Origin of the sequence: Bradyrhizobium sp. Ec3.3 (assembly GCF_000472925.1) — a bacterium.
In the GTDB taxonomy this organism is placed as follows: Bacteria; Pseudomonadota; Alphaproteobacteria; order Rhizobiales; family Xanthobacteraceae; genus Bradyrhizobium.
Genome location: NZ_AXAS01000024.1, coordinates 125,029 through 149,865, shown reverse-complemented (window position 1 = coordinate 149,865; position 24,837 = coordinate 125,029). Strand labels below are relative to the sequence as shown.

Here is a 24,837-nt window from a genome sequence, read left to right as displayed (position 1 = left end):
AGATATCGGGCACGTGGTGCTTTCGTGGTTTCCCGCGGACTTTGGTAATCGGCCAAATAAGCTTCACATCAACCGGATACACCTTCAGGTGTCGAGGGATGCCGACCGCCCAGGCCAGCCCGCGCTCCGTTAGCCCTTGTCGAAACGGTGCGCTAAGCCCGTANCCTGCATCGGCCAGCACACATCCAAAGTGCNCGTTGGCTGCCATCGCGCGGTCGATCTCGGCTAAAGCAATTTCCGGCTTGGACCGTGGCGTTCGGTGTTCGACTGGCACGCGAGCGCGCTTCAAACGAGACACGTCGCTTGCCCAACTGTCAGGCAGAAAGAGACGTAACGCGACCATCACTGGCACTTCGCCGCGCGCGAGCGTCAAAGACACCAGCGTTTGGCAATTTGCCGTTTTGCCGAGAGCCGACGCGTATTGAGCCGCAACACCAACCGAGCGTTCGCCCTTCTTCGGCAGTGAGGTGTCGTCAATAACGAGCACCGCATCGCTACCGCCGACAAGTCGGTCCGCCCGGTGGAGCAGCTCCGTCTCCAGCGGCGTCGCGTCCCAGACACCGTCCGCAATGAAATGGTGCAGCTGGTCGTAGTTGCCCGTGGCAAGGCGCTCCGCCATCGGCTGAACGCTCTTGCGATCGCCAGGACCGATCAATCCCGCAACATACAGAGGACACATGCGCTGCCGAGTCTTATGACCCAGCCGGTCCAAGAACGGCATCAGCCAGCGTTCAAGTTCGTCTTCCCATCCCGTCATGGTCAGCCCTCCAAGAGCCGACCACCCATGAATCATTGAAAAATTGATTCGGGAATCCTATAAAGCACGGCAAAACCGACAATCTGCCAAAGTAGTGCTAGTCGAGATCGCCGCCGGCATCGAAGCCGTCCAAGACGGCCGCATTCATATCGAGAAGATCAACGCCCCGTTCCTCTATACGCTGAAGGCCAGCGGCGAAGAGTTTGGCGCCGGCATCAATCATGCAATCGAACGCGGCTGGCTCGAGCTGCGCGAGAGGCGGGACCTATGTGCGGTTGCTGAAAACAGAAGTCGACTGACGTGGTCTCCGGTTTGAATCATCTCTCATGTAGGCGGAGAGGCGATCAAGCTGGGTCCCGAGACCGGCAAAACTTCGCGCGATATTCGTGAGCATGGCGGCACACTCTTTCGAGATTTCGGGCTGCCGAGCGCGGGATCTGTATTCGTCGGCAAGTGCTTGGCATTCTGCGGCTGTCAGCATGAACGACTCCTGGACGCTTCAAGAACGCAACAAATGCTTAGAGATGCCCCGGTTCCTATTTTTCCCGATGAGCGATGTCCGGCTCTTAGCGACCCCTGGCGAAACAGGTCCGCGCCAGCCATCCTTTTGCAGCACACCGCGAGTTGAGTAAAATTGGCCTTTAGGGCAATCGAACCCGCCGGTCGGTGCACTTGTGAACACAGAGCTGGCTGGCCACGCTGCGCGATGCCGGCGAATACATTGCCGAGCTGCCGAAGGCCGTGCACGATCGCCCGGAATGGCAGGCCGCGATGGAGGCGCTGATCCTGGTCGCTGAGAAAGGCGGTCCGACGATGCTTGCTCGCATCGGGATTATGCGAGCCTTGAACAGCGGTAAGAAGCGAGGCCCGGCATTGGAGGCAAATCCGAACCGGACCTCGCAGCCGCCAACCCCGCGGGGGAATCGACGACGACGACAGATTGCACGATAGGCTGACATACGCCTTACGCCCCGCCAGCGTGAGAACCGGCTCGGCAACGGTTGAATTGCCAGTGTGCTCCGCCCTCCATGCGCCGTTGATGGCGCCGTTGAGAGACGTGTACGTGACGGCCGCCCGCATGATCTCGGACGTCCGATCCTGCCCGCTTGATGGCATCGCGCATGAAGCCGCTGAAGCCGTCGACCGTGAACTGCTTCCCGAACTCGGTGGTGATGACGCAGACATGCTTGCGCGGCGTCGCCGCCAGCGCTTTTTGCAGATCCTCACTGATATGCACCCCGCGCTCGCGGGCTGGCGCTCCGCGCTGTGGATAAGCGGACGTCATGCGCCTGAGTGTGGCCGAAGGGCGACGGTGCTGGGTGCTCACATCTACTACCCTAATCTGTGATTCAGAATGTCGACGGGGACTAAGATGCGACGCGACACTGACTTCGCTGCCGAACGAAAGCGGCTCCTCGAGCAGGCCGCTGCGGCGCGCCTGCGCGCACATTCGGTTGCCCCGGGCGCGGAGCGAGACCGACTGATACGCCAGGCTAGGACCTGCGAGATCGGCGCGAACGGAAATGCTCGACCGACGTCGGACGACGCCCGGCTCCCGAACTAACTTGCGGCGCCAGATCGAGAACGAGGCCGCGCTCGCAGTTGGCGGGTAAACGAAACGGGCCGCCATGGCGACCCGTCAGAAGTGCCGTCAAGCTAACTTCACACACGGTCGTCGAGAGGATCGCAAGCGCGCCTAGTGGCGGTCAGTGACCAAAATAACCGGCGCCGATTCCTGGACGGGCTTGCGATTGCCCTCATCGGAAGCAACACTCGTGGGCTGGGCTGCAGCGCCTTGTGAGGCCTCCTGCCGACGCATGAGCGACGCGCGCTGGGTGGCTGAAATCGAGGCGAAAAAGGAACTTTTCACAAATCCGCCGGTTTTCTTTTGGGGCAGGCCGACCGGAGGTTTGCCATGCTCAAGGCACTCATTGTGGGAGCTATCGCCATCGGCCTAAGCGTCGCTCCAACAGCCACAAGCGCCATGTCGACGACCCACCAGACGACCCACAAAGTTCACCATGCAGGGAAGAAGATGGCGCCAGGCACGACGACCGGCATGTCGACTGGAACGACGACCGGAAATGCGGCCAGCGGTGCAAAGGCCAAGTCAGGATACTAAGGCCAGGTCAGGGTACCGCGCACAAGGGAGTGCGTGTCATGCGCCTTCAGACATTCAGGGACGACCACCACTCCAGACACTTCGACTTGATCGGTGGAAAACGACACCCCTGGTCAATTGATCTAGTCACCCTAACGGCGGCGAGCATCCTGGCGGCAGGCTTCACGTGTGCCCTCGTGGCTCTATGGCTCCGCTAGCGACGCGGAGTTGGCTCGAAAAAAATCTGAGGCGGGCGTGCCTGTATTGGAAGATGTCCCAGGCGCGGTAAGGTGTGCAGACGGCGCTTGAGGCGCCGCCTGCGTTAAGAACGCGCGTTACTGAGGGGTGATGGTACCGATCGGGCCGTACCCTCCAGGGATGACCGGGCCGGCCCCCAAGAGCCCCAGCAAGGGCGGCGGGATGGGGATGGATGGCACAACGGCCGGGCCAGGGGTGAAATCCCTGTAGATGCCACCGCTAACCTCATCGAGATCGCCGATGGATAGTTCGTGAAGTTCGTTGCTCATTCTCGCTCCTGCAATGGTTTAGGAAGAGAAGAGTGTGGCTCTCTTGGGTTCGTTCGCGCCGTGACCCACGTCACACCTAGGCGCCCGGAGGCCGAAAAGGAGCGCGACGGCGCGCGACGTTCCGCGGTCGTCATACCGGAGGTTCGCACGCGCGCGAGTGTGGACTCGCCTGTGTCCGGTCGAGACCGGGAAATCCCGAATGGGACCTTTGAGACGTCGTGAGCGTTGAGGTCTCCAAGCCAGGGCAGGATCGTGAACCCGGAGTTCCGGTCGTGAGTACGGTCCCTCTAGAACTTGAAAGGCGGTCCGCGCAGCGGTGGGCTGCCAGATTTGAACGGCCCATTTCACCAGCGCAGCAACAACGCCAGCCCGACAGCGACAGTCCGCAGGTTCTCGCTGCCCCAAAGCAAAAAAAGTCACCTGCCAAGATGAAGCTGCGACGCATGGCGAACCCGCCGGCCTAGGAGTTGGCGGGCAGTTTTTCGTTCACCGCCTGAGCTCCTCAATGATGTGCTGATCCCGCCCGATAGCCGCGGATCAGACTCCGGCCCTGGAGTGGCATCATGACGCAGAACTTCGTAATCGTGTGTGTCGTCGCTGCTTTGATTGTCATGGGCTTGCTTGCCTTCGTCCACGAGCGGCATGGAGAGTGCCTGCACGGGCGCCTGGTCAAAACCCATATGCCCTGCGGATCGGTCAGCCCGTCAATATAGGACGCGGAACCGAAGCGGCGCCGCCTGGAAAACGCGGGAACGTCGGGCCCTACTGCGCATTCAAACGGGATGAGGCAGCTAGCTTTCGGCCAGGCTGCTTTAGGCGGCTCGCTGATCCTCTTCGTCCTGTGGTTGGGACATCACGAGCAAGAGGCAGCCGTCGAGCGGCTGGAGCGCTACGAGTTCCCCCATACCGACCGGTGATCCGCCGGCTCGAGCGCGGCATCGCGGTGTGCGTCTCCGATGACCTCAGCTCGTCCCGGCGATCTCGTAAGGTTGCGCATCGGACAGTTCCGTCAACGGGGTCGCTCCCACATCGAAGTCTTTCTCTCCTTCGCCCGTGCGCTCGCAAGGGTTCTTTCGGACCTTGCATGCTCAAAGCAAGCATTAGCTCAAGGGCAGTGCGCCGCTGATCGTTGCAACCAGGACCGCACCTCTAGCGGGCAATTGTCTTTAAGGACAATTGCACGCTCTGGGTTTATCGTCTTGTATGAGCGTGCCTATCGGCAATCCGACAGGCCTCACAAGCAACGGTCCCGTAGTTGCCGGATCGTTGCTGGGGATTATGACCACAAATCACGGATGGCGTCGCGCGGGGACAAGGAGACGTGCACGACTTCATTGACGATTGTGGCGTCGGCTTACAGTCAGGCTGGGGAGCTTGAATTTAAGCGTCATGCTGATCGTGTGACGCAACGATTGTGTTTGCGTTCCAACCAAACGGGACGGCGCGCCTTTTTCATTTGCTTGTATCACCTCGGTGGGGAAAGCGATGAAGCATGGATTCGCGGCCGTCGGCGCTTGTTTATCGGACCCACAAGTCTGGAACGCCATAAAGCGTCGAGATCACCATTCGGTTGCGACCGTCGCGCTCCACCGACTGGTTCGTGATTTCGACTCGTATCGATTGCTACGCTATCGGCTGCTATCAACCGTTTCGTTAGCCGCCATTGTAACTGCCGTCGCCGCATTCGATGCGGGACTGTCGCCAGCGCTGGCGCAGTGCGCGGGTCCCGCGAGCAACACGATCTGTACGCTGGGCGGCAACCCCTATTCCGGCGGCATCAACGTCGATACCAATAACGGCCTGGGCGGCACCCCCATCGGCCTCACACTTCTACCCGGCGTCAATGTCGTCATCCCCGCCGGCGCAGGCAGCGTTAACGCCGTGAACGCCGCTAACTCAACGGGCGTAACTTCGGGCAGTGCCAACATCACCATCACTACGGATAGTGTGACCATCAACAATACGGCCAATCCTCTTACGGCTAACAACACCGGATTGCGGATCCAGTCGAGCGGCGACGCGATCATCAGCGCAACGAACACGACGATTGACGTGGCCGGCACCGCAAGTGAGGACGCGATCGTTGCGTTCGCAATGCCAAACCTGACGGGGATCCCACATCTGGCGAGCGTAACCTGGAGCGGCGGGAGCCTAACCTCTAGCGGAACCGAGGCGACTGGCATCCAGGCCGATAACCGCGGAATAGGAAACGCCGCAATAGTTGCTTCCGGCAATATCACGGGCACGCCGGGTGTAGGTGGGGCCGGTTTTTACGGCTTGATCGCTCATGCCGGTGACTCCCTGCTTGTCCCGTCGGGAGCCGGCGATGCGTCGGTGACATACAATAGTGGCACGATCAACGTGTTTGGAAACAAGCCTCGTGGCATCGTCGTATGGGCCGAGGGCGACGGCTCGGCATCGGTCACCACCAGTCCTGGCACCGTCATAACCGTCAGTGGCGCGAACCCCGGGGACGGCAGCCCTACTCAACCTGTGAAGGCGGGCATCGCTGTCCAGTTGGATTCGGCCACCGCAGCAAACGGACGGTCGCTAACTGCGACCGTAGCATCGACCATCATGAGCTTCGGGACCGCGGTCCCCGATTCGAATATTTTCAACGATCCCGTAGGTATCCGAACCATCAGTTACGCCGACGCGCCAACCACGGTGACCTACACCGGCCCCGGCATTACCACCCAGGGCGGTGGCGGCGCTGGCATCGTTGCCCTTTCCGGCAGTGGCAGCATCACCATCAATGCCACCGGGCCGATCGACACGACGAATAGCTCCAATGCTGTTGGCATATTGGCTGACAGTGGCACGATACTCGCTAGAAACAGCGGGCTACTCACCGATACCCAGACTTTGCACGGGCCGGTTGCGCGCTCCACAACGACAGGACATGTCGAGGTCAACGCGGCCAACGTATCGACGCCGGGACAGTTCGGTACCGCAATCAGCGCAACGAGCGGCAGCGGTGGCGTGACGGTCAACATCGCGCAAGGCGGATCGATCATGGGCGGCTGGCAGGCCGACCTGACCGGTGTCGGGCCGATTTGGGGCTTGCAGGCCACCGGTGTTTTCCTCAGCTCCGCAGGTGGGCTCGCGACCCTGACCAATGACGGGAGCATAAGCGCACTGTCTGATCGCGCCGTTGCCGGCGATCCGATCATCATCAACAACGGCACCATCACCGGTTTTGTCCAGCTCGCGGGCGTGAACGATGTCACCAACAACGGCATCTTCAACTTGCGCCATTTCGCCGACACCAATGGCGACGGAGTTCGCGACACGTTGCGTGTCGCGGTTTCAGATCTTGGTGGCAGTCCCAGTACCTTCACCAATAGCGGAACGTTGGCGTTGCTGGGCGGTCCTGGGGCGACCACCCTCGATGCCGCCGGCCAGTATTTGCCGCTGGGACTGAATTTCAATGCGATGGCGCTCGGCGGCCCCGTGCAGGGCCAGATTCTCGGGGCGACCAGCTTCACCAATTCCGGCATCATCGATCTGCAGGCCAATCCCGTTCCCGGTGACGTGTTGCTGATTTCGGGTGGCCATACGCCCGGCATGAGCGGTGGCGGTACATTCATCGCGAATGGCGGCCAGCTTCTGCTCGACACCGTGCTGAACGAGGGCGGCGCCAACTCGCACTCCGACGTGCTCGTGGTCGATGGCACCTCGCTTGGCGCTGGCGGTGCGACGCGGCTCTTTGCCAAGAATGCTGGCGGCGCTGGTGCGCTGACGGTCAACGACGGCATCCTGGTTGTGCAGGCACTTGATCCCGGCCGTTCAGCCGGCGGCGTCTTCACGCTCGGCGCGCCCGCCGTCGCCGGCCCTTACGAATACACCCTGTTCCTGGGCGGTGTCGGCGCCGATGCAGGAAACGGCAACTGGTACCTGCGCTCGACGCTGAACTGCACGCTGGCCCCGAACTTGCCAGAATGTCAGACACCGGTTCCGCCCATTCCACCGACGCCGACGACCCCAAACTTCCGCATCGAGACCTCGCTCTATGCGGCGATCCCGTCGATGGCGCTCCTGTATGGCCGCAATCTGCTCGATACGCTGCACGAGCGCGTCGGAGAGGAGTTCGATCCAAGCGCGGCCTCGGCCGGATACTACAAGGCTGCCCCGCTCACTCCCGGCTCACCGTATCTTGGCTGGGGTCGGATCATCGGCGTCAACGGTACGCAGCACGGCGACAGCCTCGGCGTGTTGAGTGGTGGCACCGGCGGTCCGCGCTTTGAATACCAATTCCTGGGGCTGCAGGCGGGCATGGATTTCCTCCGCCAAGACCGACCCGATGGTTCGCGCGATCACGCCGGTGGCTATTTCGCGATCGGCGGCAACCAGGGGCAGGTCACCCATTTCGACAGCAGAGAAGGCAATAGCGACTTCGCTGCCTACACGCTCGGCGGCTACTGGACTCATTTCGGGCCGACCGGCTGGTACCTTGATGCGATCCTGCAGGGCACCTTCTACGACATCAACTCGACGGCCAACCGCGGCCTGCCGACATTGAAGACTCAAGGCCAGGGTTTGGCCGCCTCACTCGAGGGCGGCTATCCCTTCAAGTTCGCCGGCGGCTGGTTCATCGAACCGCAGGCGCAGCTGATCTATCAGAACATCAACATCCATGACGCCACCGACATCGCGGCCCGGGTCCGCTTTGCCGACGTCGATTCGCTCGCCGCTCGAGTCGGCGCGAGGTTTGGTCGCACATGGGCGCTTGACGGGTTCGCGCAGCAGGCGATTACCGCCTGGATCCGGCCAAATCTCTGGAATGAATTCCGCGGCAACCCGGTCACATCGTTCTCTTCGGAAACCGGCTTCATTCCGTTCTTTGCTGATCTCGGCGGTCTCTGGGGCGAGATCAATGTCGGCGTCAGCGCGCAGGTGAGATCGAATACGACGCTCTATGCCAACGCGTCCTACCAGAGCCGGTTTGACGGCGGCGGATTCGCCTACACCGGCAAGGCCGGATTGCGGGTAAATTGGTGACGAAGGTTGCCATCTTCGAAATCAGCACGGCTCCCTGGCGAGGGAAAGGAACGCCTTCGCGTTGGGGACGTGCAAAAAAGCTACTAGAAAGCAGTGGAATTTGCTTTCCCAGTACGCTTACTAACCCATTGATTTTGAATGGAACATCGACGCCACTAGGCAGCCCTAGCGTCGGACATGCTGAAACCAACGTATAGCTATCGGAGTACCGCAAATTCCGGCCTATCAGTCGGCATGAGGAACGAAACCATCTGGATCATCGTCCCCGCTATCGGTTTCGCCATTTTTTTGGCGACGATCGTCCTGCTCATCGGCCGGTGATGCCAAGGCTCCGGCCGCCAAACCGTGATCTCGTCCGGACTGTCTCAGATCTGAAAATGTATTAGAGTTCGACGAGAGGATATTTCATGCCGCTTTCCGTCGATCACGTCCGTCTTCGTCCGGTCGAACCGCGCCATGCAGCGGCCTTCTGTTTCGCGCTGCTGACCGCGTCATGCGCGCTTGCGAGCTTTGCGCTCGCCTGCGCGACGCCCTTTGCGGCGTTCGCGGTCATTGCCGCGGCAGCACTGCCGCAACGCCCGGCGCTGCTTGTCATCACCGGTGCGTGGCTCGTCAACCAAACCATCGGATTCGCCGCGCTTCACTATCCGATCGATGCAAGCACGATGGCCTGGGGTGTTGCGATCGGCGCCGCCGCGCTGGCTGCGACCGCGGCAGCATCGGCTGTGCTCCAACATCTCTCCTTGAAGAGCACGCCGCTCGTGCTCGCCATTGCCCTGCTGTGCGCCTACGGCGCGTACGAGCTCATGCTGTTCGCTGTCACGCCTCTCCTTGGCGGAGCCGGTGCCTTCACGACGTCGGTCGTGGCGCGCCTCGGACTGCTCAACATCGCGTGGCTGATCGGCCTCCTTGCCACCTGCGAAATCGTTCGACTGATCGCCTCTGTCCATCGCGATCATGCGCTTTCGCGTTGAAGGACCATGGAGCGGCCTCGGACGCGCGAGCAACCTCGACAGCTGGCTGATCTCGCCCTGGCCGGCCGCCTGCGCCGTCCCGCCTTAACCGCGTTCGACTGATCGCCTTGTCTTGGCCCAAATTGCCGAGGCAAACTGCTGACGACCGTGCCTTGTGCGCGGCCTTCGCTGTCATTGCTCGCTTGCGATCGGAGACCGAATGGCTGTCAACAAGATCACCTGGGAACGCGTCGGCCGGGTCACCGAGCCCGGACGCTACATGTACACGTTCGGCTGGCTGACGATCACGGAGGGGGACATCCAGGTCTGGCAGCAGTACCCAGACGCTGCCTTCACGCTCCTGGCGCAAGCGCCGTCGGCCGATGCGGTCGGCGATGAATTCCATCTCGGCGCGTTCGACATCGCTCCCGACGCTCAACCAGCTTCCGATGGCGGATATGCGGGTGCGGCGACAGGCGGGCTTCACTAGTAGCGCGTCTGCCCCAGGTGCAGGGCGCCGCGGGGAACAGATGGCATAGGTGGTGCTTTGTCAGGGGCATGAACCATCTTGCCGCTCCCGATCAGGCCTTCCTGTTGCTGCTCATCGTCGTCTTCCTGGGCTCTTGTTGTGTGCGGCTCTTCTGGCAGCTCGAGCAGGCCCGCGCACACCGCAACCAACCGCCGCAGCGGCGATAGGTGCTTGAGGGCGACCACCGGCTGCCCGGTTTTCGCGATTTCGCTTATGGACACGCGGTCCGAACGCGCGCATCGTGGAGCTAAGAAACGCTCTGAATCCATTGATTTTTCTGACTAATCACCGCTCACGCGCGCCGTTCTTGATGTAGAAATCGAGCGGAGATGGTTATGCGTTTGATCGCGCAGGCCTTTCGATCGAGATGCCGAGCATGCATGAACGGCAGCTATCGGGACCGTTAAGCGTTGCGACAGCAGACGCATGACACATCGTCGCATCGCTTCAAGTGGATAAGCTGACCGAGGGAACCTATTGTCCAGCCGATGATGACACTGCTTGAAGCATTGCCGACCGTAATCGGGACGGCCGCCGTCGCACCGGCTTTGTTGATGCTCTGGCTCGTCATCGCGGCCGAGGAGCGTCCCGGCCCGCCGGCCCAGGTCTGGACTGCCTTCCTGCTCGGTGCGGCCAGCATTTCGCTGCTGGGGCTCGCCCGCGCGCCGTTCGCCAAGATGGTCGCAGCCCCCGACGATCCCTGGGCCGCGCTGGCCATGCATTCGATCTTCGGCGTGGCGCTGCCGGAGGAAGCGGTGAAGGTCATCGCCATCGTTCTGGTGTCCTCGACCAAGCGGCGGACCTTTGCCAATCCGATGGACACGGTGGTCTATGGCGCCGCCGTCGGGCTCGGCTTTGCCGCCTACGAAAACCTCGCCTATCTCGTGCAACATGCCGACATGTGGCGTTCGCTCGCGGCCCTGCGCAGCGTGCTCACGGTGCCCTTCCACGGCGCACTCGGCATCATTGCCGGAGCCTATCTCGCCATCGCCCGCTCGGGCACAGCGCTCGGCGCGCACCGCCATCATCGCGACTGGGCGCGTTTCTCGAGCCGCGTGCTGATGCTGATGGGCCCGCTCGCACTGCATGCGAGCTTCGATTTTCCGCTGCTGACCTTGCAGCGGATGCCCGACCTCGATCCGAATGTGCGGATGTGGCTCGGCGCGGCGAGCCTTCTGATCGGCTTCAGCTCGATCGCTTTCGCGATCCGCCTGGTGCGGCGCGTCGCGCGCCACCACGCACCGCGCACCGAGGTTGCGCGCGAGCGCCTCAGCCAGCTTCGGCGCATGTGGGCGCTGCTGGTGATCGGCGGCGGCGTCGGCTTTGTCGGCCTCGCCTTCGTGCTGACCTCGATCCATCACTGGCTGGTCAACCCCGATCACAACGTGACGCTGGTGCTGATCCCCATCGGTCTGACCTCGATCCTGCTCGGTATCGCCCTACTGGTTGTCACAACGGCGATCTACGTTCTCGGCCGCAACCGCATCCGCACCAGCGCGGAAGGGTTTTCATCCGCTCCCTGAGGCGGGTGGTCACGGCGGAACGCGCAGACTAGAGTGAACTGCAAGGTCCTTCAGGCTTGGAGACTTCCATGACGTCGCCCGAGGAATTTGCGCGCCTGCAGTCCGCCATGAGCCGAGCGGTCAAGGCGCATTGGAAAGCCTTCCTGTTCGAGGGCATCCTGCTTGTCATTCTCGGCATCGCCGCGCTGATCTTGCCGCCGCTCGCAAGCCTCGCCATCACGATCTTCCTCGGCTGGATGTTCCTGATCAGCGGCATCGGCGGGCTGGTTGTGACCTTCTGGGCGCGCAACATGCCGGGCTTCTGGTGGTCGCTGATCTCGGCGGCGCTGGCCGTGCTCGCCGGCATGGTCCTGCTGGCGCGGCCGATGCAGGCGGTGCTGACGCTGACGATCGTGCTCGGGGCGTATTTCCTCGCCGAGGGCGTCGCCACAATCATGTATGCGCTGGAGCATCGCCGCGAGCTGACCGGCCGCTGGTCGTGGCTCCTGATCTCCGGCCTCGTCGACATCGTGATCTCGTTCCTGGTCATCACGGGACTGCCGAGCTCGGCGGAATGGGCGATCGGTATCCTCGTCGGGGTCAACCTCCTGTTCGGCGGCGCCACGCTGATCGGCATCTCGCTTGCGGCACGCAACAGCAACACTTGAGCGGCGCGTTGGCTCCCCCTTGTTTGGGGGTGACAAGCCCCAAATGCTGCGCTATAGAGCGCGCCATGATCACCTTCGCCACCAGCTATTTTTGGTACTTTAGCTACGACAGCTCGCTGGCGGCGGGAGGATCGCGCTCAATCTGACACATTGCAGCAAGACATCCGAACAGCCGCCAGACCTGGCGGCTTTTTTATTGGCCGGCAGGTTCTCTAACAAACAGGAGCCCGCCGTGCTGAGCACGACCGACGATCTTCGTATCCGCGAACTGAAAGAGCTGAGCACGCCGGAAGAGGTGATGCGGGAAATCCCGCGCACGCTCACTGCAACCCGCGTGGTGATGGCGGCGCGCAACGCAATCCACGCCATCCTCAATGGCCAGGGCGACCGCCTTCTGGTCGTGGTCGGCCCCTGCTCCGTGCATGATCCCAAGGCTGCGATCGACTACGCCGAGAAGCTCGCACGACTGCGCGAGGATCTCGCCGACCAGCTCGAGATCGTGATGCGGGTCTATTTCGAGAAGCCGCGCACCACCGTCGGCTGGAAGGGTCTGATCAACGATCCCGACCTCGATGGCAGCTTCGACATCAACAAGGGTCTGCGGCTTGCACGCAACGTGCTGTCCGCGGTGAACAATCTGGGCCTGCCGGCAGGCGCTGAATTTCTCGACATGACGACGCCGCAATACATCGCCGACCTCGTGTCCTGGGCCGCGATCGGCGCGCGCACGACTGAAAGCCAGATCCATCGCGAGCTGGCGTCGGGGCTGTCCTGCCCGGTCGGCTTCAAGAACGGCACCGACGGTAATGTCCGCATCGCTGCGGACGCGGTGAAATCAGCCGCCCATCCGCACCATTTCATGGCGGTGACCAAGCGCGGCCGCTCGGCGATCGCGTCGACCGCGGGCAACGAGGACTGTCACATCATCCTGCGCGGCGGCAGCAAGCCGAACTATGACGCAGCGAGCGTTGCAGCGGCCTGCACCGAGCTCGCCAAGTCCGGCGTCGGGCCCCGCCTGATGGTGGATGCGAGCCACGCCAATTCGAGCAAGAAGCCGGAGAACCAGCCGCTCGTCACCGCCGACATCGCCGGCCAGATCGCAGGTGGCGAGAGCCGCATCATGGGTGTGATGATCGAGAGCAACCTCGTCGCCGGCCGCCAGGACGTGGTGCCGGGCAAGCCGCTCACTTACGGCCAGAGCATCACCGATGGCTGCATCGACTGGACGACGACGGCGAGCGTGCTCAAGCAGCTCGCCGACGCGGTCGAAATCCGGCGGAACACGCAGCGCTCCGGAGTCCATGAGCGCTCGGCGTAGACCAGGACCTCCCGGGCGGGGCGAGCTGTCACGCCCTGCCCGCGGAGAATAACCTAACACCCGCGGCAGATGCTCTTGATCTTCTTGTCGAGCGCCTGGTTTTCCTTGCTCAGGGGATCAGTGGGATCGCTGAGGTTCTTCTCGTTCGGCACGTCCGAGGCGCGCGGCTGGCGATGACCGACCGGCGCTGGCAGCACCGAGCCCGAGGTCGCCCCTCCCGATGAAGCCCCCTTGCTGCCGGTCTGGGCGATGGCCGCGCCATCGAGCAAGACCAGAAGCGACAGGGCCACGACGATTTTTCTCATTCTGCTCCTCCATCCCGAAACGTCGGCTCGTCCTTGCCTCCACCCGCTCAGCTCTCAGGCGGATAAAGATGAACGTCGCCGCAATAGTCGACGATACGATAGCGCGTTTCTGTTGCCGCATCACCTTTGGCGGGTGCGGTATTTTGCACCGCCAACACGTAATTCGGGCCAACCGGCGATTTGCCGGCGCCGCCGGGAAGATCGAGCACGAATTCCGGCTGGCACAGCCCCGACACCCGGCCGCGCAGCGCGCGCATCAATTCCTGCCCCTCCGCGAGCGTGGTGCGCAGATGCGCAGTGCCGCGCGCGAGATCGCCATGATGCAGGTAGTAAGGCTTGATCCGGCATTCGACGAAAGCGCGCATCAAGTCCGACAGAGCGGAGACGTTGTCATTGACCCCGCGCAGCAGCACGGACTGGCTCACCATGGGAATGCCGGCATCAACGAGGCGGGCGCAAACGGCGCGCGCCTTGTCCGTAAGCTCGCGGGCGTGGTTGGCGTGCAGTGCGACCCAGGTCGTGGCGCCCTTCACCTTCAAGGCGGCGACCATCTCGTCGCTGACACGATCGGGATCGGCCACCGGCACGCGGGTGTGCAGGCGGATGATCTTGACGTGATCGATCCCGGCGAGATCGGCCATGATCTCGCCCATCCGCCGCGGCGACAGCATCAGGGGATCGCCGCCGGTGAGGATTACCTCCCAGATCTGACTGTGCGCGCGGATATACGCGATCGCTGCGCGATAGGCGCTCTCCGACAGCGCGTTCTCCTTGCCGGGGCCGACCATCTCGCGGCGGAAGCAGAAGCGGCAATACACTGCGCAGACATGCACGAGCTTGAACAGCACCCGGTCGGGATAGCGATGCACGATGCCCGGGACCGGCGACCAGGCGTGATCGCCGATCGGGTCGGCATCTTCGCCCGGCTGCACCTCGAGTTCCGCAGCATTCGGAACGAATTGCCGCGCGATGGGATCATCGGAATCGGAGCTGTCGATCAGGCCGACGAGCTCGGGCGTGATCGCGACCGCGTAGCGCGAGGCGACGCGCTCGAGCGCCGCGAGTTCGGAGGCCGGCGCGAGGCCGTGCTCTACGAGCTCGGCCGGCTCGCGCAAGGTGCGTGCAAGATTGGTCTTCTTCATGTCTCACCTTGAGGCGGCGTCCATACCACCTGATCAATCCGTAATGCGCCGCTCGCCAGCATCACCAGCCGGTCGAAGCCGAGCGCCACGCCGCTCGCCTCCGGCATTTGGCCGACGGCGGCGAGAAAGTCCTCGTCCAGCGGATAGGCCTCGCCATAGCGCCGCTGCTTCTCTGCCATCGACAGTTGAAAGCGCCGGCGTTGCTCGTCGGCATCGGTCAATTCGCCAAAGCCGTTAGCAAGCTCCACCCCGCAGGCATAGACCTCGAACCGCTCGGCCACCCGTGGATCGTCCGCCTTCGCCCGTGCGAGCGCTGCCTCGGGAGATGGGTATTCGAACAAAATGGTCAAACGCCCCTGCCCCAGATGCGGCTCGACAAGCTCGACCAGGACCTTGCTGAAGATGTCCGACCAGGTGTCGTCCTCCGTGACCCTTACCTTCAGCCCTGCAGCAGCGGCGAGCGCATCGCGGTCGCCCTCGTCGCCCGAAATGGTCGACAGCAGGTCGATGCCTGCAAACTGCTCGAAAGCATGGGCAACCGTCAAAACCTCCGGCTCCGCAAAGGGGTCGGCGGTTCGGCCACGGAACGAGAACTGGCCGATCCCGGTCGCCTGCGCGGCTTGGGCGATCACCACGATGCAGTCGGCCATGATGGCGTCGTAGGGAGCGCCTGCGCGGTACCATTCCAGCATGGTGAATTCGGGCAGATGCAGGTCGCCCCGCTCCCGGTCGCGAAACACCCGCGCCAGCTCGAAAATTCGCGGCTCCCCGGCCGCGAGCAGCTTCTTGCAGGCGAATTCCGGCGAAGTCCGCAAATACCGCGTCACCCGGCTGCCGTCAGGGCGCATGATCCCGGTCCGGGGCGCGTGCAGATGGGTCTCATTGCCCGGCGAGACCTGCAAAACCGAGGTTTCCACCTCGACAAAGCCCTGCTCGGCGAAGAAGGCCCGGACGGCCGCCGTGATCGCCGCCCTTGCCTGGAGGAATGGTCGCCGGTCGAGGTGGCGGTTGGGCGTCCAGAACGGGCTGCTGGGCTTGTCCCCAACCATTACCGGATCATCCCGGGGGGCAGCAAAACACTGGCATCCAACGGCAAAATCAGTATGTTGCGGCCCGAAACGGGCGCAGTGGCCCCATTTGAGGCCCCAAGTCCCCCCGAAATCAGACCATGTCCTGGCCGGTGCCGGGCCAAGCAAGCAGGAAATACAGCTTTGAGAGTCATCGCCAGTTCTATTCGCAAGGGCAACGTGATCGAGCAAGACGGCAAGCTTTACGTCGTCGTGACCGCCGAGAACATCCATCCCGGAAAGGGCACCCCGGTCAGCCAGATCGAAATGCGCCGAATCAGCGACGGGGTAAAGATCTCCGAGCGCTACAAGACGACCGACCAGGTCGAGAAGGTCACGATCGAGGAGCGGAACTACACCTTCCTCTATGAGGATGGTGACGGCTACCACTTCATGAATCCCGAGACCTATGACCAGGTCCAGGTTTCCAAGGACATCGTCGGCAACTCGGCCGCCTATCTCCAGGAGAGCATGACCGTCAAGCTGTCCATGCACGACGCCAATCCGGTGTCGATCGCGCTGCCGCAGCGCGTGACGCTGGAAGTGGTCGAGACCGAGCCCGTGACCAAGGGCCAGACCGCTTCCTCCTCCTACAAGCCCGCGGTGCTCTCCAACGGCGTCCGCACCACCGTGCCGCCGCACATCTCGGTTGGCACCCGCGTCGTGGTGATGACGGAAGACGGTTCTTACGCCGAGCGAGCCAAGGACTAGGCAAAGCAACCAAGCGGTCGGAACGGGCAAGGTCGCCGGGGGGCGAGACAACAGTGGGCAGGCACAGGTTCCGCTTCGTCTCATCTCTTGTGGGGTTGCTTACGCTTTTGGTCGCCGGCTCTGCGCCGCTGTCGGCGGACGAATTCCGCACCCCCTCGCTCACGGCCCTGCGCGTCGACTGGCGCGTAGCGCTCGACCAGCTCCGCAGCGAAATCAACGCGCATCCCGCCATCGCCGGTGACTTCGTGTTCACACAGCGGCGTTCGGTCGGCCGCTTCGATCCCCGCGCGCTGCCGGCGCTGGTGCAACTGAACGGGGTTTCCTCGCAGTTCTTCTCAGGTATCGCGCGCAGCTCGGTTCCGGTGCTGCTGCCCTTCGATGCCGCCGCCTATCTCGACGCGCAGCGCAGCGGCGCGCCGGCGAACCTGTCGCTTGCCCGCTACCAGTCCGACTTCGGCCCGGCCGACGTGTTCGATGCGGGCCCTGCCGGCTACGACGCCGTCTTCTCACTCGAGCCGGGCGCCGGCGAAGGCCTGCCGCAACGCGTGTTCGCAAAGCCGGTGGAGATCCAGATCACCGGTTCCGCGCTGATCTACGATCTTGCCGATCCCGCCGGCGGCAAGGGCGAACCGGTCAAGTCGCTATCCGGCCAATATCCGGATCTGCGCCGTTTCATCCGCGAAGGCTATGTGCGCTACGCCTTCAGCCGCTTCGGCGCCGCCTATGTCGTGTCGATCCAGTGTCTCGACAGCGTCGCCAAACCGCGGCGGCTCGCCTGCAAGGAAGCCTATCCGGTTGCCGAGCGTTTCCTCAAGGCGCTGCATGTGGCGGGCGGGCAGCGCTTGCGTCCGCTGACGGACGTCGCTTCCGAAATGGTCGATCGGCCCTCGGGGCGATCGGCGGATTTCGGCTACCGGCCGAGCGGCGACATCATTCCCAACACCGGCTACCGCAAACAGGCGGGCCATCCCGACGTCATGGCCTACGCGCAGATTCGCTTTCCGCTGGCGAAGGCGCCCGCCTTCGTCCGCTCGCAATCCTACAGCAAGCGCGACAAGACGGACGGGCCGACCGCCTATCCCTGGCGCGATAATTTTTGCGAGTCCCGCAGTTTCGAGGTCTGGCAGTGCCCGGGCGGCTACGGCCACCAGGGCGAGGACATCCGCGCCGCCGATTGCCCGGCAAATGCTGACGCCGGCGAACGCTGCGACCCCAAGCAGCAGAGCGTGGTCGCCGTGCGCGACGCGACCGTGATCCGCGGGCCGAAGGACCAGGCGGCGACGCTCCAGGTCAACAGCCGCACCGAGCACATCCGCTTCCGCTACATGCACATGAACCCGTCCGTGATGAACGCAGACGGTCTCGTCAACGGCCGCATGGTCAGCGAAGGTGAGAAGATCGGCGTGATCTCCAATTATCTCGACCATCCCGGCGGCACCTCGCTTCACCTGCATTTCGACGTCCAGGTGTTCACCCGCGAGGGCTGGATCTGGGTCAACCCCTACGTCACCCTCGTCTCCGCCTACGAACGCCTGATCCGCGGCCGCGGCCGCGAGTTCGGCCCGGAGGTCGCCGGCGCGGCGCAACCCCTCGCGCATGCCCTACCCGAGGACGTCGTCAAGCCAGACCAGCGCGAAGGCTCAGGCAGCGAAGAGAATTGAGGCGAGCGCGGCCGTCGACAGACGGCGTTTGCTCCACCTCAGCAGCGTCGCTGCGAGCGACCCGGACCTGGCGCCCTTCAGGCTCCGCCCTATCTGGCCTCAGAATTGCTTGGGTGCTGGGGGCGCAGCGACCAATGCGCGAGCGCCGTATTGAAAACGGAATAAGGGAAGCACATGCGTTTTTGGACCACGGCGGCCATGCTGACCGTCGCGTTCGCCGTCCCTGCCGATGCGCAGGAACTGAGCGGCACGTTGAAGAAGATCAAGGACACCGGCGCGATCACGCTCGGGGTGCGCGACGCCGCACCGCCTTTCAGCTACATCGACGACCACCAGAAGACCGTCGGCTACGCGATCGACATCTGCATGAAGATCGTCGACGAGATCAAGGCCGAGCTCAAGCTGGACAAGCTCGATGTCAACGAAACCGTCGTCACCTCGTCGAACCGCATTCCGCTGATGGCCAACGGCACCGTCGATCTCGAATGCGGCTCGACGACCAACAATGCCGAGCGCCAGAAGCAGGTGTCCTTCACCAACACGCATTTCCTCACGGCCAGCCGCTTCGTGTCCAAGAAGGCGCAGAAGCTTGACCAGATCGACGATCTCAAGGGCAAGACCGTCGTCTCGGTCTCTGGCTCGACCAATCTGGTCCAGCTCAACAAGGCCAATGCCGCCCGCTCGCTCGGCATCACCGTGATGAATGCCAAGGACACCCCCGAAGCGTTCCTGATGGTCGAGACCGACCGTGCCCAGGCCTTCGTCATGGACGACATCCAGCTCGCGACCATGATAGCGTCCTCGAAGGACCCCTCGCTCTACGCCATCAGCTCCGGTGCCTTCTCCGATCCGGAGCCCTACGGCATCATGCTGCGCAAGGACGATGTGCCATTCAAGACGGTCGTCGATCGTGCGACTGCCAAGCTCTACAAGAGCACCGAGATCGAGAAGATTTACAACAAATGGTTCATGGAGCCGGTGCCGCCGCGCGGCCTGAACTTCCACGTCCCGATGCCGGCCTCGATGAAGAAGGCCTTCGCGAACCCGTCCGACAATCCCGATCCTGCTTCGTACGGAGGTTGATCGCCACACGGTCGATCGAAACCGGACATGTTCCCCGCTCACGTGTCCCCGGTCGCGTTGCGTCCGGGGACACCAAGGATCCCGTTGCCGATGCGCGATGCAGAGAACCGCGACAGTCGCATTGCATCAATGGCCCACACGAAGCTGCCCGATCCCAGCCAGCGTTGACGCCGGCATTCAATTTGTGCAACGCGCCGCGCGTTGAGCCTCCTGTCCCGGAGAACGTCGATGGCACGCAAAATGCTTTTCAGTTGAGATGCTCGCAATCTTCATCATCGTCGGCATTTTCAGCGCGGGAATGGCCGCAGGCTACGGCATCCGAGATGCGATATCCCGACGCAGGCGCAGAAGGTCAAGGCACGCTGGTTAGGTCCGGAACCGCCTTGGTTCACGATCTTCTGACCCTGTCCGTGGTTTCGGACCGCGCCACCGGCCCCTATTCTGCGACGCGCCCCGCACGCTCGCGCTGAACGGATAGTTCCGACCATGCACAACAAACCATCCACATTGTCCGTGCTTGCAAGCGCCGTGTTTCTCCTTTGCGCCCACCGCGAGGCCTCCGCCATGCTTAAGGATGCCTCCATCAATCACGACACGGGTCAGGCCAATCGCAATTTCGAGCGCATGATCCATTCCGATCATGCCCCCGCAATCGACTGGAAGTCGATGGTGTCGGGCGCTGGCAAGGCGACGCAATAGCGCTAGTTGATGAATGTCGTGAGCTGAGCTCCTTCATCCGCCACGAACACCGCGATCAGCTCCGCCGGCTCCGTGTTGCTCGCATTCGCCGAGACCAGATGCGTGGAGCCCGGCGGTTCGAAGAAGGACTGACCGACCGTGAAGGTCTCGACAGGGCCACCGCCGAGCTGGGAGCGGATCTCGCCCTTGGTGATATAGGCGGTGACGGAGCCGGCGTGCCGGTGCGGCCGCGAGAAGCCGCCCGGGCCGTAAGTGACGCGCACGATGGTGACGCGCTTGCCCGGCACGTTCGGCAGCGCGTAGGAGCCGATCGGCTCGACCTTGTCGAGCGGCGAACCTTCAGCCGCACTCGCGCAAAGCGGCGCCAGCGCGCCGGAGACGGTGTCCATCGTCACCGGCAGCGCCTTTCCAAGGGCTAGCGCACAGGCGAGACCCGCGACGATCGCGAGCGACAGCGGTCGTGATTCAAGCCGCCAGGGTGTGGCGGAGATGGCTGATATCGTTGACGACATCCTGTGTCCTTTCGAAAGGGTATGATCACGACGCCTTGGCGTGCGCCATGGCCGGCCGTTGCGGCGGCGTCCACCGATAGGCGACCCCAAAACGGTTCCAGACGTTGATCGAGGCGATAGCCGAGGTCAGGTACATCAGCTCTACTGCCGAGAATTCGCGGCTTGCCTCGGCATAGACGTCGTCGCTGACACCTTCGGGCAGAAAGGTCAGCGCCTCGGTCCAGGCGAGCGCCGCCCGCTCGCGCGCCGAGAAGATCGGCGCCTCGCGCCACACCGCGACCAGATTGAGCTTGTCGACGGGCACGCCGAGCCGTTCGGACAGCAGGATGTGATGCTGCACGCAGAAGGCGCAGCCGTTGATCTGCGAGGCGCGCAGCTTGACCAGCTCGAGCAGCTGCTTGTCGAGACCGGCCTTGGCCGCAAGCTGGCCAAGCGCGAGCGTCAGGTCGTAGGCATCGGGGGCAAGCGCCTTGAAGTCTTCATATTCGCTGCGGGCGTGTGACATGGACCTCACCTCGTGATATTATAAGTGTACTTACAAGTTATCAGGGCTCTTATATTATGCGCAAGCCTCGCCGGATCACAAAGTCGCAAACGGAACGGACGCAAGTTCCGCCCGCCCCCGGCGAAGGCAAACGCGGCGAAGAGGGTTATCTCGGTTATCTCTTGCGCCAGGCCCAGGCCGCCGTGAGGCTCAGCATGGAGCGGAGCCTCGCCGATCTCGGCGTCACGCCGCCGCAATTTGCCGTGCTGACCATGCTGAAGGCCTATCCCGGCCTTTCCGGGGCCGAGGTCGCCCGCCTGACCTTTCTGACGCCGCAGACCGTCGGCGTGATCATCAGCAATCTCGAGCGCGACGGCGCGATCGGCAAGACGCCGCATCCCGTGCACGGCCGTATCCTGCAATGGACACTGACGGCGCGCGGCAAGACGCTCCTGAAGACGTGCCGGGAGCGTGTCGTCGCCCTGGAGCAGCGACTGGCCGCAGGCCTCGACGCGAAGGCGGAAATCACCGTCCGGCGCTGGCTGGCGCGGATCGCAACGGAGTTGCAGCAGGGCTAGGAAGGAACCGGCCTAATCGTCCCAGGACATGTCGGGGAATCCGGTGCCATCGCCACCGCGTTCGTAGTTTTCGGCCAGAATCGCCACGATGACGACGATCAACCCGGCGGCAAAGGGCCAGGGATTGGCGCGGATGAGGTCGAACAACTCCTGCATGGCAGCCATTCTGCGGGATGACATGCCAAAGTTCCGTAAATCGATGGGTCGAAAGTCGCCCTCCGGCGTCAGGTTTCACCAACGAGAGCGCCTGCTTCCGGCTAAGCTGTCTGCATGAACCAGCCTGATTCCTCACCCCATCCGACCCGCCGCACCGCGCTGCAATCCCTGCTCGGCGCAGCAGCCTTCATCGCCTCGCCTGCCCTGGCGGCCACCCCGCCCGGCTTCGATGAATGGCGCGAGAGTTTTCGTGCACGCGCGATGGCCAAGGGTATTTCGGCCGCTACCTGGCAGCGCGCGATGGCGCGCGTCGAGCCGGACATGAGCGTGTTCAAGGAGATCCGCAATCAGCCGGAGTTCAACGAGCAGGTCTGGCAATACATCAACCGTCGCGTGTCCGACTGGCGCATCATCAACGGCAAAATTGCGCTGAAGAACAACGAGGCGCTGTTCGCAAGCATCGAGCGTGATTTCGGCGTCGAGCGCGGCACGTTGCTCGCGCTGTGGGGCGTGGAATCCGCCTATGGCGATCCGCTGGTGCAGCAGAACCACATGAAGCCGGTATTTCCCTCGCTTGCCGCGCTCGCCTGGAACGAACCGCGGCGAAAGGCTTATTGGGAGACCGAGCTGATCAATGCGCTACGCATCGTCGACAAGGGCTGGAGCACGCCAGAACAGATGCAAGGCTCCTGGGCGGGCGCGATGGGGCATTCGCAATGGATGCCGGAAGTCTGGCTCAATGTCGGCATCGACTATGACGGCGATGGCAAGGTCTCGCCATTCGGCAAGCCCGACGATGCGCTGGGCTCGACGGCAAAATATCTCGTCAATCGCGGCAAGTGGCACCGTGGCGAGCATTGGGGCTACGAGGTGCGTGCGCCCGCCAACCTGAGCGGCGGTCGAACGTATGCGGCCTGGCAAGCCGCCGGCGTCACGCGCGCCGACGGCCAGCCGTTTCCGCAACCCACTGCATCTGCGCAGATGTGGACGCCTGTCCCGGGCGGCCCGACACTCCTGCTGGGACCGAACTTCTATTCGGTGAAGAGCTACAATCCATCGATGAACTATGCGCTGGCGATCTGCCATCTCGGCGATCGCTGCCTGGGCGCGCCGCCTTTCATCCAGCCCTTCCCCGGCTCCGAGCGCGCACTGACGCTTGCCGAAGTGCAGGAGATGCAGACGCGGCTCACGAAGGCCGGCTTCGACACCGGCGGCACCGACGGCCGCGTCGGCAACGATACCATGAAAGCGATCAAGGATTTTCAGCAGAGGGCCGGCATAACGCCCGCGGACGGTTATGGCGGGCTGAAGGTGCTGGCGAAGCTGCGGCAGGGCTCCTGAACTGATCCTGCCTCAATGCCGGTATTGCGGCTCCTCGGCATCGAGCTGGCGGCGGATGGCGGCGAGATGCAACCGCGCGGATTCGGAATCGCCCTCGCGCATCTGCCTGTAGGTCGCGGCTGCGGTCGCGGGATCGACGGGCAGCACCTTGCGCCCCCGTCGACATCGCCAGCACCTGCACCTCGGCGGCGCGCTCGAGATAATAGAGATCGTCCCAGGCCTCCGCGATGGACGGGGCGAGCACCATCACGCCGTGATGCTTCATGAAGACGATGTCGGCATCGCCAACCGCGGAGGCGATGCGGGCGCCCTCGCGATTGTCGAGCGCGAGGCCGTTGTAGTCGCGATCGACCGCCGTGCGGCCATAGAATTTGAGCGCGGTCTGGCCGGCCCAGATCAGAGGATCGCCCTCGGTCATCGACAGCGCCGTGGCATAGGGCATGTGGGTGTGGAAGGCGACTTTCGCGCGCGGCAGGCGCTTATGCATCTCGGCATGGATGTAGAAGGCGGTCGCCTCTGGCACGCCGTCGCCGTCGAGCACGTTGCCATGGAAGTCGCAGATCAACAGCTTTGACGCGGTCAGCTCGCGGAAGGCGTAGCCATAGGGATTGACGAGGAAGAGGTCGTCGTGGCCCGGCACCACTGCGGAGAAGTGGTTGCAGATGCCCTCCTCAAAGCCGTTCCGCGCCGCCATCCGGAAGCAGGCGGCGAGGTCCTCGCGCGCGGTGCGGATCGCATCGCTGGCGAGGTCCGGACGGTTCGAGCGAACGGGCGCGGGCGCATCGGAATGCAGACTGTGGGCCATGGCAAAGACATCTCTTGGGGTGAGGTCGTTGCCCGGCTTGTACAGGGGCGAGGCGCAGGCGTCAGCCCCTCGCCCCGCCGCCCTGCCCTGCGCCTCACGCCCGCCGCGGCGCGCTCCCGGCGTTCATGCCACCGTCGATGACAAGCTCGGTGCCGGTGACGTAGCGCGAGGCGTCGGAGGCGAGATAGAGCACGCCGCTGGCGATCTCCGCGGCCTGCCCTGCACGCGCCAACGGGGTTGCGAGCTTGGCGCGCTCCTCGGGATCGATCGGCGCGTTGCCCTGGTTGCCGGCAGCGCCCGTCGGGATCTTGCCCCAGATCGGCGTGTCGATGATGCCGGGATGCACCGAGTTGACGCGGATGCCATCGCCGGCGCCAGCGCACTCCATCGCGACCGATTTTGCGAACAGCCGCACGCCGCCCTTGGTGGCCGAATAGGCTGACAGCCCCGGTGCACCGCGCAGACCCGCGAGCGAGGACATCATGATGATGGAGCCGCCACCAAGCTTTCGCATCAATGGCAGGCAGTGCTTGACCGAGAGAAACACGCCGTCGAGGTTGACCGCATTCTGCTTGCGCCAGTCGGCGAGCGTCATGTCGACGATCGAGGGCACGGCGATGCCGATGCCGGCATTGGCGACCAGTACGTCAAGCCGGCCATAGCGTTTTGCGATCTCGGCTGCGATCTCCACCCAGCGCTCCTCGCTGGTGACGTCTTGCTCCAGGAAGATCGCCTTGCCGCCGGCCTTGATGATCCGCGCCACGACCTCGGGGCCACGGAGATCATCGACGTCGGTTGCGATGACGGTTGCGCCCTCCTTCGCCAGCAATTCGACGACGGCTTCGCCGATGCCCGAAGCGCCGCCGGTCACCAGCGCGACCTTTCCCTCTACCTGTCCTGTCATTTGCACTCCCCTTTTTTTGTTGTTGGGTTACGC

25 protein-coding genes and 1 pseudogene are annotated in these 24,837 nt (G+C 63.3%); 16 read left to right on the top strand and 10 right to left on the bottom strand.

Going from position 1 to position 24,837, the window contains the following annotated elements:
• On the bottom strand, window positions 1–793 hold a 793-nt coding region (locus YUU_RS0123785; RefSeq protein ID WP_035662930.1), incomplete at its 3' end, for an IS701 family transposase.
• 58 nt (window positions 794–851) lie between these two features.
• Between YUU_RS0123785 and YUU_RS51520 the strand changes: the two genes are divergently transcribed.
• From YUU_RS51520 to YUU_RS51510, 7 genes are all read left to right on the top strand, one after another.
• Complete coding sequence (locus tag YUU_RS51520; protein WP_371260499.1) at window positions 852–1,073, top strand: hypothetical protein; 222 nt, start codon at window positions 852–854, stop codon at window positions 1,071–1,073.
• 747 nt (window positions 1,074–1,820) lie between these two features.
• Complete coding sequence (locus tag YUU_RS0123775; RefSeq protein ID WP_156944472.1) at window positions 1,821–2,105, top strand: hypothetical protein; 285 nt, start codon at window positions 1,821–1,823, stop codon at window positions 2,103–2,105.
• A gap of 567 nt (window positions 2,106–2,672) precedes the next feature.
• A complete protein-coding gene (locus tag YUU_RS0123765) occupies window positions 2,673–2,879 on the top strand; it encodes a hypothetical protein (RefSeq protein ID WP_027524651.1) in 207 nt (68 codons plus the stop codon).
• Window positions 2,880–3,948: 1,069 nt separating this feature from the next.
• Window positions 3,949–4,098, top strand: a complete 150-nt coding sequence (locus YUU_RS58855) for a hypothetical protein (protein WP_156944471.1) — start codon at window positions 3,949–3,951, stop codon at window positions 4,096–4,098.
• A 760-nt stretch (window positions 4,099–4,858) separates the two neighbouring features.
• Window positions 4,859–8,386: an autotransporter outer membrane beta-barrel domain-containing protein gene (locus YUU_RS51515; RefSeq protein WP_156944470.1), complete on the top strand. Its 3,528-nt coding sequence runs from the start codon at window positions 4,859–4,861 to the stop codon at window positions 8,384–8,386.
• 407 nt (window positions 8,387–8,793) lie between these two features.
• On the top strand, window positions 8,794–9,360 hold the full coding sequence (locus YUU_RS0123740; RefSeq protein WP_027524649.1) for a hypothetical protein: 567 nt from the start codon (window positions 8,794–8,796) through the stop codon (window positions 9,358–9,360).
• A gap of 199 nt (window positions 9,361–9,559) precedes the next feature.
• On the top strand, window positions 9,560–9,829 hold the full coding sequence (locus YUU_RS51510) for a hypothetical protein (RefSeq protein ID WP_051389859.1): 270 nt from the start codon (window positions 9,560–9,562) through the stop codon (window positions 9,827–9,829).
• Here YUU_RS51510 and YUU_RS58850 read toward each other — a convergent pair.
• A complete protein-coding gene (locus tag YUU_RS58850; RefSeq protein WP_156944469.1) occupies window positions 9,826–10,137 on the bottom strand; it encodes a hypothetical protein in 312 nt (103 codons plus the stop codon). The genes YUU_RS51510 and YUU_RS58850 overlap by 4 nt on opposite strands.
• 222 nt (window positions 10,138–10,359) lie before the next feature.
• On the opposite strand from YUU_RS58850, the gene YUU_RS0123725 reads away from it, so the two are divergent.
• From YUU_RS0123725 to YUU_RS0123715, 3 genes are all read left to right on the top strand, one after another.
• Window positions 10,360–11,391: a PrsW family intramembrane metalloprotease gene (locus YUU_RS0123725; protein WP_027524647.1), complete on the top strand. Its 1,032-nt coding sequence runs from the start codon at window positions 10,360–10,362 to the stop codon at window positions 11,389–11,391.
• 68 nt (window positions 11,392–11,459) lie between these two features.
• On the top strand, window positions 11,460–12,038 hold the full coding sequence (locus tag YUU_RS0123720) for an HdeD family acid-resistance protein (protein WP_027524646.1): 579 nt from the start codon (window positions 11,460–11,462) through the stop codon (window positions 12,036–12,038).
• Window positions 12,039–12,270: 232 nt separating this feature from the next.
• On the top strand, window positions 12,271–13,356 hold the full coding sequence (locus YUU_RS0123715; RefSeq protein ID WP_027524645.1) for a 3-deoxy-7-phosphoheptulonate synthase: 1,086 nt from the start codon (window positions 12,271–12,273) through the stop codon (window positions 13,354–13,356).
• Between the two features lie 53 nt (window positions 13,357–13,409).
• Here the strand turns inward: YUU_RS0123715 and YUU_RS0123710 are convergent, their stop codons facing one another.
• The 3 genes from YUU_RS0123710 to epmA are packed head-to-tail and all read right to left on the bottom strand — an operon-like array spanning window position 13,410 to window position 15,852.
• Window positions 13,410–13,661 carry a hypothetical protein gene (locus YUU_RS0123710; protein ID WP_027524644.1) on the bottom strand — a complete coding sequence of 84 codons (252 nt, stop codon included), beginning with the start codon at window positions 13,659–13,661 and terminating at the stop codon, window positions 13,410–13,412.
• A 47-nt stretch (window positions 13,662–13,708) separates the two neighbouring features.
• Window positions 13,709–14,803 carry a lysine-2,3-aminomutase-like protein gene (locus tag YUU_RS0123705; RefSeq protein WP_027524643.1) on the bottom strand — a complete coding sequence of 365 codons (1,095 nt, stop codon included), beginning with the start codon at window positions 14,801–14,803 and terminating at the stop codon, window positions 13,709–13,711.
• Window positions 14,800–15,852, bottom strand: coding sequence for an EF-P lysine aminoacylase EpmA (epmA, locus tag YUU_RS0123700; RefSeq protein WP_027524642.1), 1,053 nt, complete (start codon window positions 15,850–15,852; stop codon window positions 14,800–14,802). The genes YUU_RS0123705 and epmA overlap by 4 nt, the downstream gene beginning before the upstream one ends.
• Before the next feature lie 162 nt (window positions 15,853–16,014).
• Between epmA and efp the strand changes: the two genes are divergently transcribed.
• The 4 genes from efp (at window position 16,015) to YUU_RS60850 (ending at window position 20,024) form a co-directional block, all read left to right on the top strand.
• Window positions 16,015–16,581, top strand: coding sequence for an elongation factor P (gene efp / locus YUU_RS0123695; protein ID WP_027524641.1), 567 nt, complete (start codon window positions 16,015–16,017; stop codon window positions 16,579–16,581).
• A 53-nt stretch (window positions 16,582–16,634) separates the two neighbouring features.
• Window positions 16,635–18,242 (top strand): peptidase M23, encoded by a 1,608-nt coding sequence (locus tag YUU_RS0123690; RefSeq protein ID WP_027524640.1) that lies wholly within the window; start codon window positions 16,635–16,637, stop codon window positions 18,240–18,242.
• 174 nt (window positions 18,243–18,416) lie between these two features.
• Window positions 18,417–19,325: an amino acid ABC transporter substrate-binding protein gene (locus tag YUU_RS0123685; RefSeq protein ID WP_027524639.1), complete on the top strand. Its 909-nt coding sequence runs from the start codon at window positions 18,417–18,419 to the stop codon at window positions 19,323–19,325.
• Between the two features lie 486 nt (window positions 19,326–19,811).
• Window positions 19,812–20,024 carry a hypothetical protein gene (locus YUU_RS60850; RefSeq protein WP_210164177.1) on the top strand — a complete coding sequence of 71 codons (213 nt, stop codon included), beginning with the start codon at window positions 19,812–19,814 and terminating at the stop codon, window positions 20,022–20,024.
• A gap of 2 nt (window positions 20,025–20,026) precedes the next feature.
• Here YUU_RS60850 and YUU_RS51505 read toward each other — a convergent pair whose 3' ends face one another.
• Both YUU_RS51505 and YUU_RS0123670 read right to left on the bottom strand, forming a co-directional pair.
• Window positions 20,027–20,536: a cupin domain-containing protein gene (locus tag YUU_RS51505; RefSeq protein WP_156944468.1), complete on the bottom strand. Its 510-nt coding sequence runs from the start codon at window positions 20,534–20,536 to the stop codon at window positions 20,027–20,029.
• Window positions 20,537–20,561: 25 nt separating this feature from the next.
• On the bottom strand, window positions 20,562–21,041 hold the full coding sequence (locus YUU_RS0123670; RefSeq protein WP_027524637.1) for a carboxymuconolactone decarboxylase family protein: 480 nt from the start codon (window positions 21,039–21,041) through the stop codon (window positions 20,562–20,564).
• 56 nt (window positions 21,042–21,097) lie between these two features.
• On the opposite strand from YUU_RS0123670, the gene YUU_RS0123665 reads away from it, so the two are divergent.
• Window positions 21,098–21,598: a MarR family winged helix-turn-helix transcriptional regulator gene (locus YUU_RS0123665; protein WP_198031814.1), complete on the top strand. Its 501-nt coding sequence runs from the start codon at window positions 21,098–21,100 to the stop codon at window positions 21,596–21,598.
• A gap of 12 nt (window positions 21,599–21,610) precedes the next feature.
• On the opposite strand, the gene YUU_RS58845 is transcribed toward YUU_RS0123665, so the two are convergent.
• Window positions 21,611–21,778 (bottom strand): hypothetical protein, encoded by a 168-nt coding sequence (locus YUU_RS58845; RefSeq protein WP_156944467.1) that lies wholly within the window; start codon window positions 21,776–21,778, stop codon window positions 21,611–21,613.
• A gap of 90 nt (window positions 21,779–21,868) precedes the next feature.
• Here YUU_RS58845 and YUU_RS0123655 point away from each other — a divergent pair, with 90 nt between their 5' ends.
• Window positions 21,869–23,095, top strand: a complete 1,227-nt coding sequence (locus YUU_RS0123655; RefSeq protein WP_027524635.1) for a lytic murein transglycosylase — start codon at window positions 21,869–21,871, stop codon at window positions 23,093–23,095.
• A gap of 12 nt (window positions 23,096–23,107) precedes the next feature.
• Here YUU_RS0123655 and YUU_RS51500 read toward each other — a convergent pair.
• Window positions 23,108–23,900 (bottom strand): annotated as a pseudogene (locus YUU_RS51500) (aldolase).
• Window positions 23,901–23,994: 94 nt separating this feature from the next.
• Window positions 23,995–24,804 (bottom strand): SDR family NAD(P)-dependent oxidoreductase, encoded by an 810-nt coding sequence (locus YUU_RS0123645; RefSeq protein ID WP_027524634.1) that lies wholly within the window; start codon window positions 24,802–24,804, stop codon window positions 23,995–23,997.
• Window positions 24,805–24,837 lie beyond the last annotated feature (33 nt).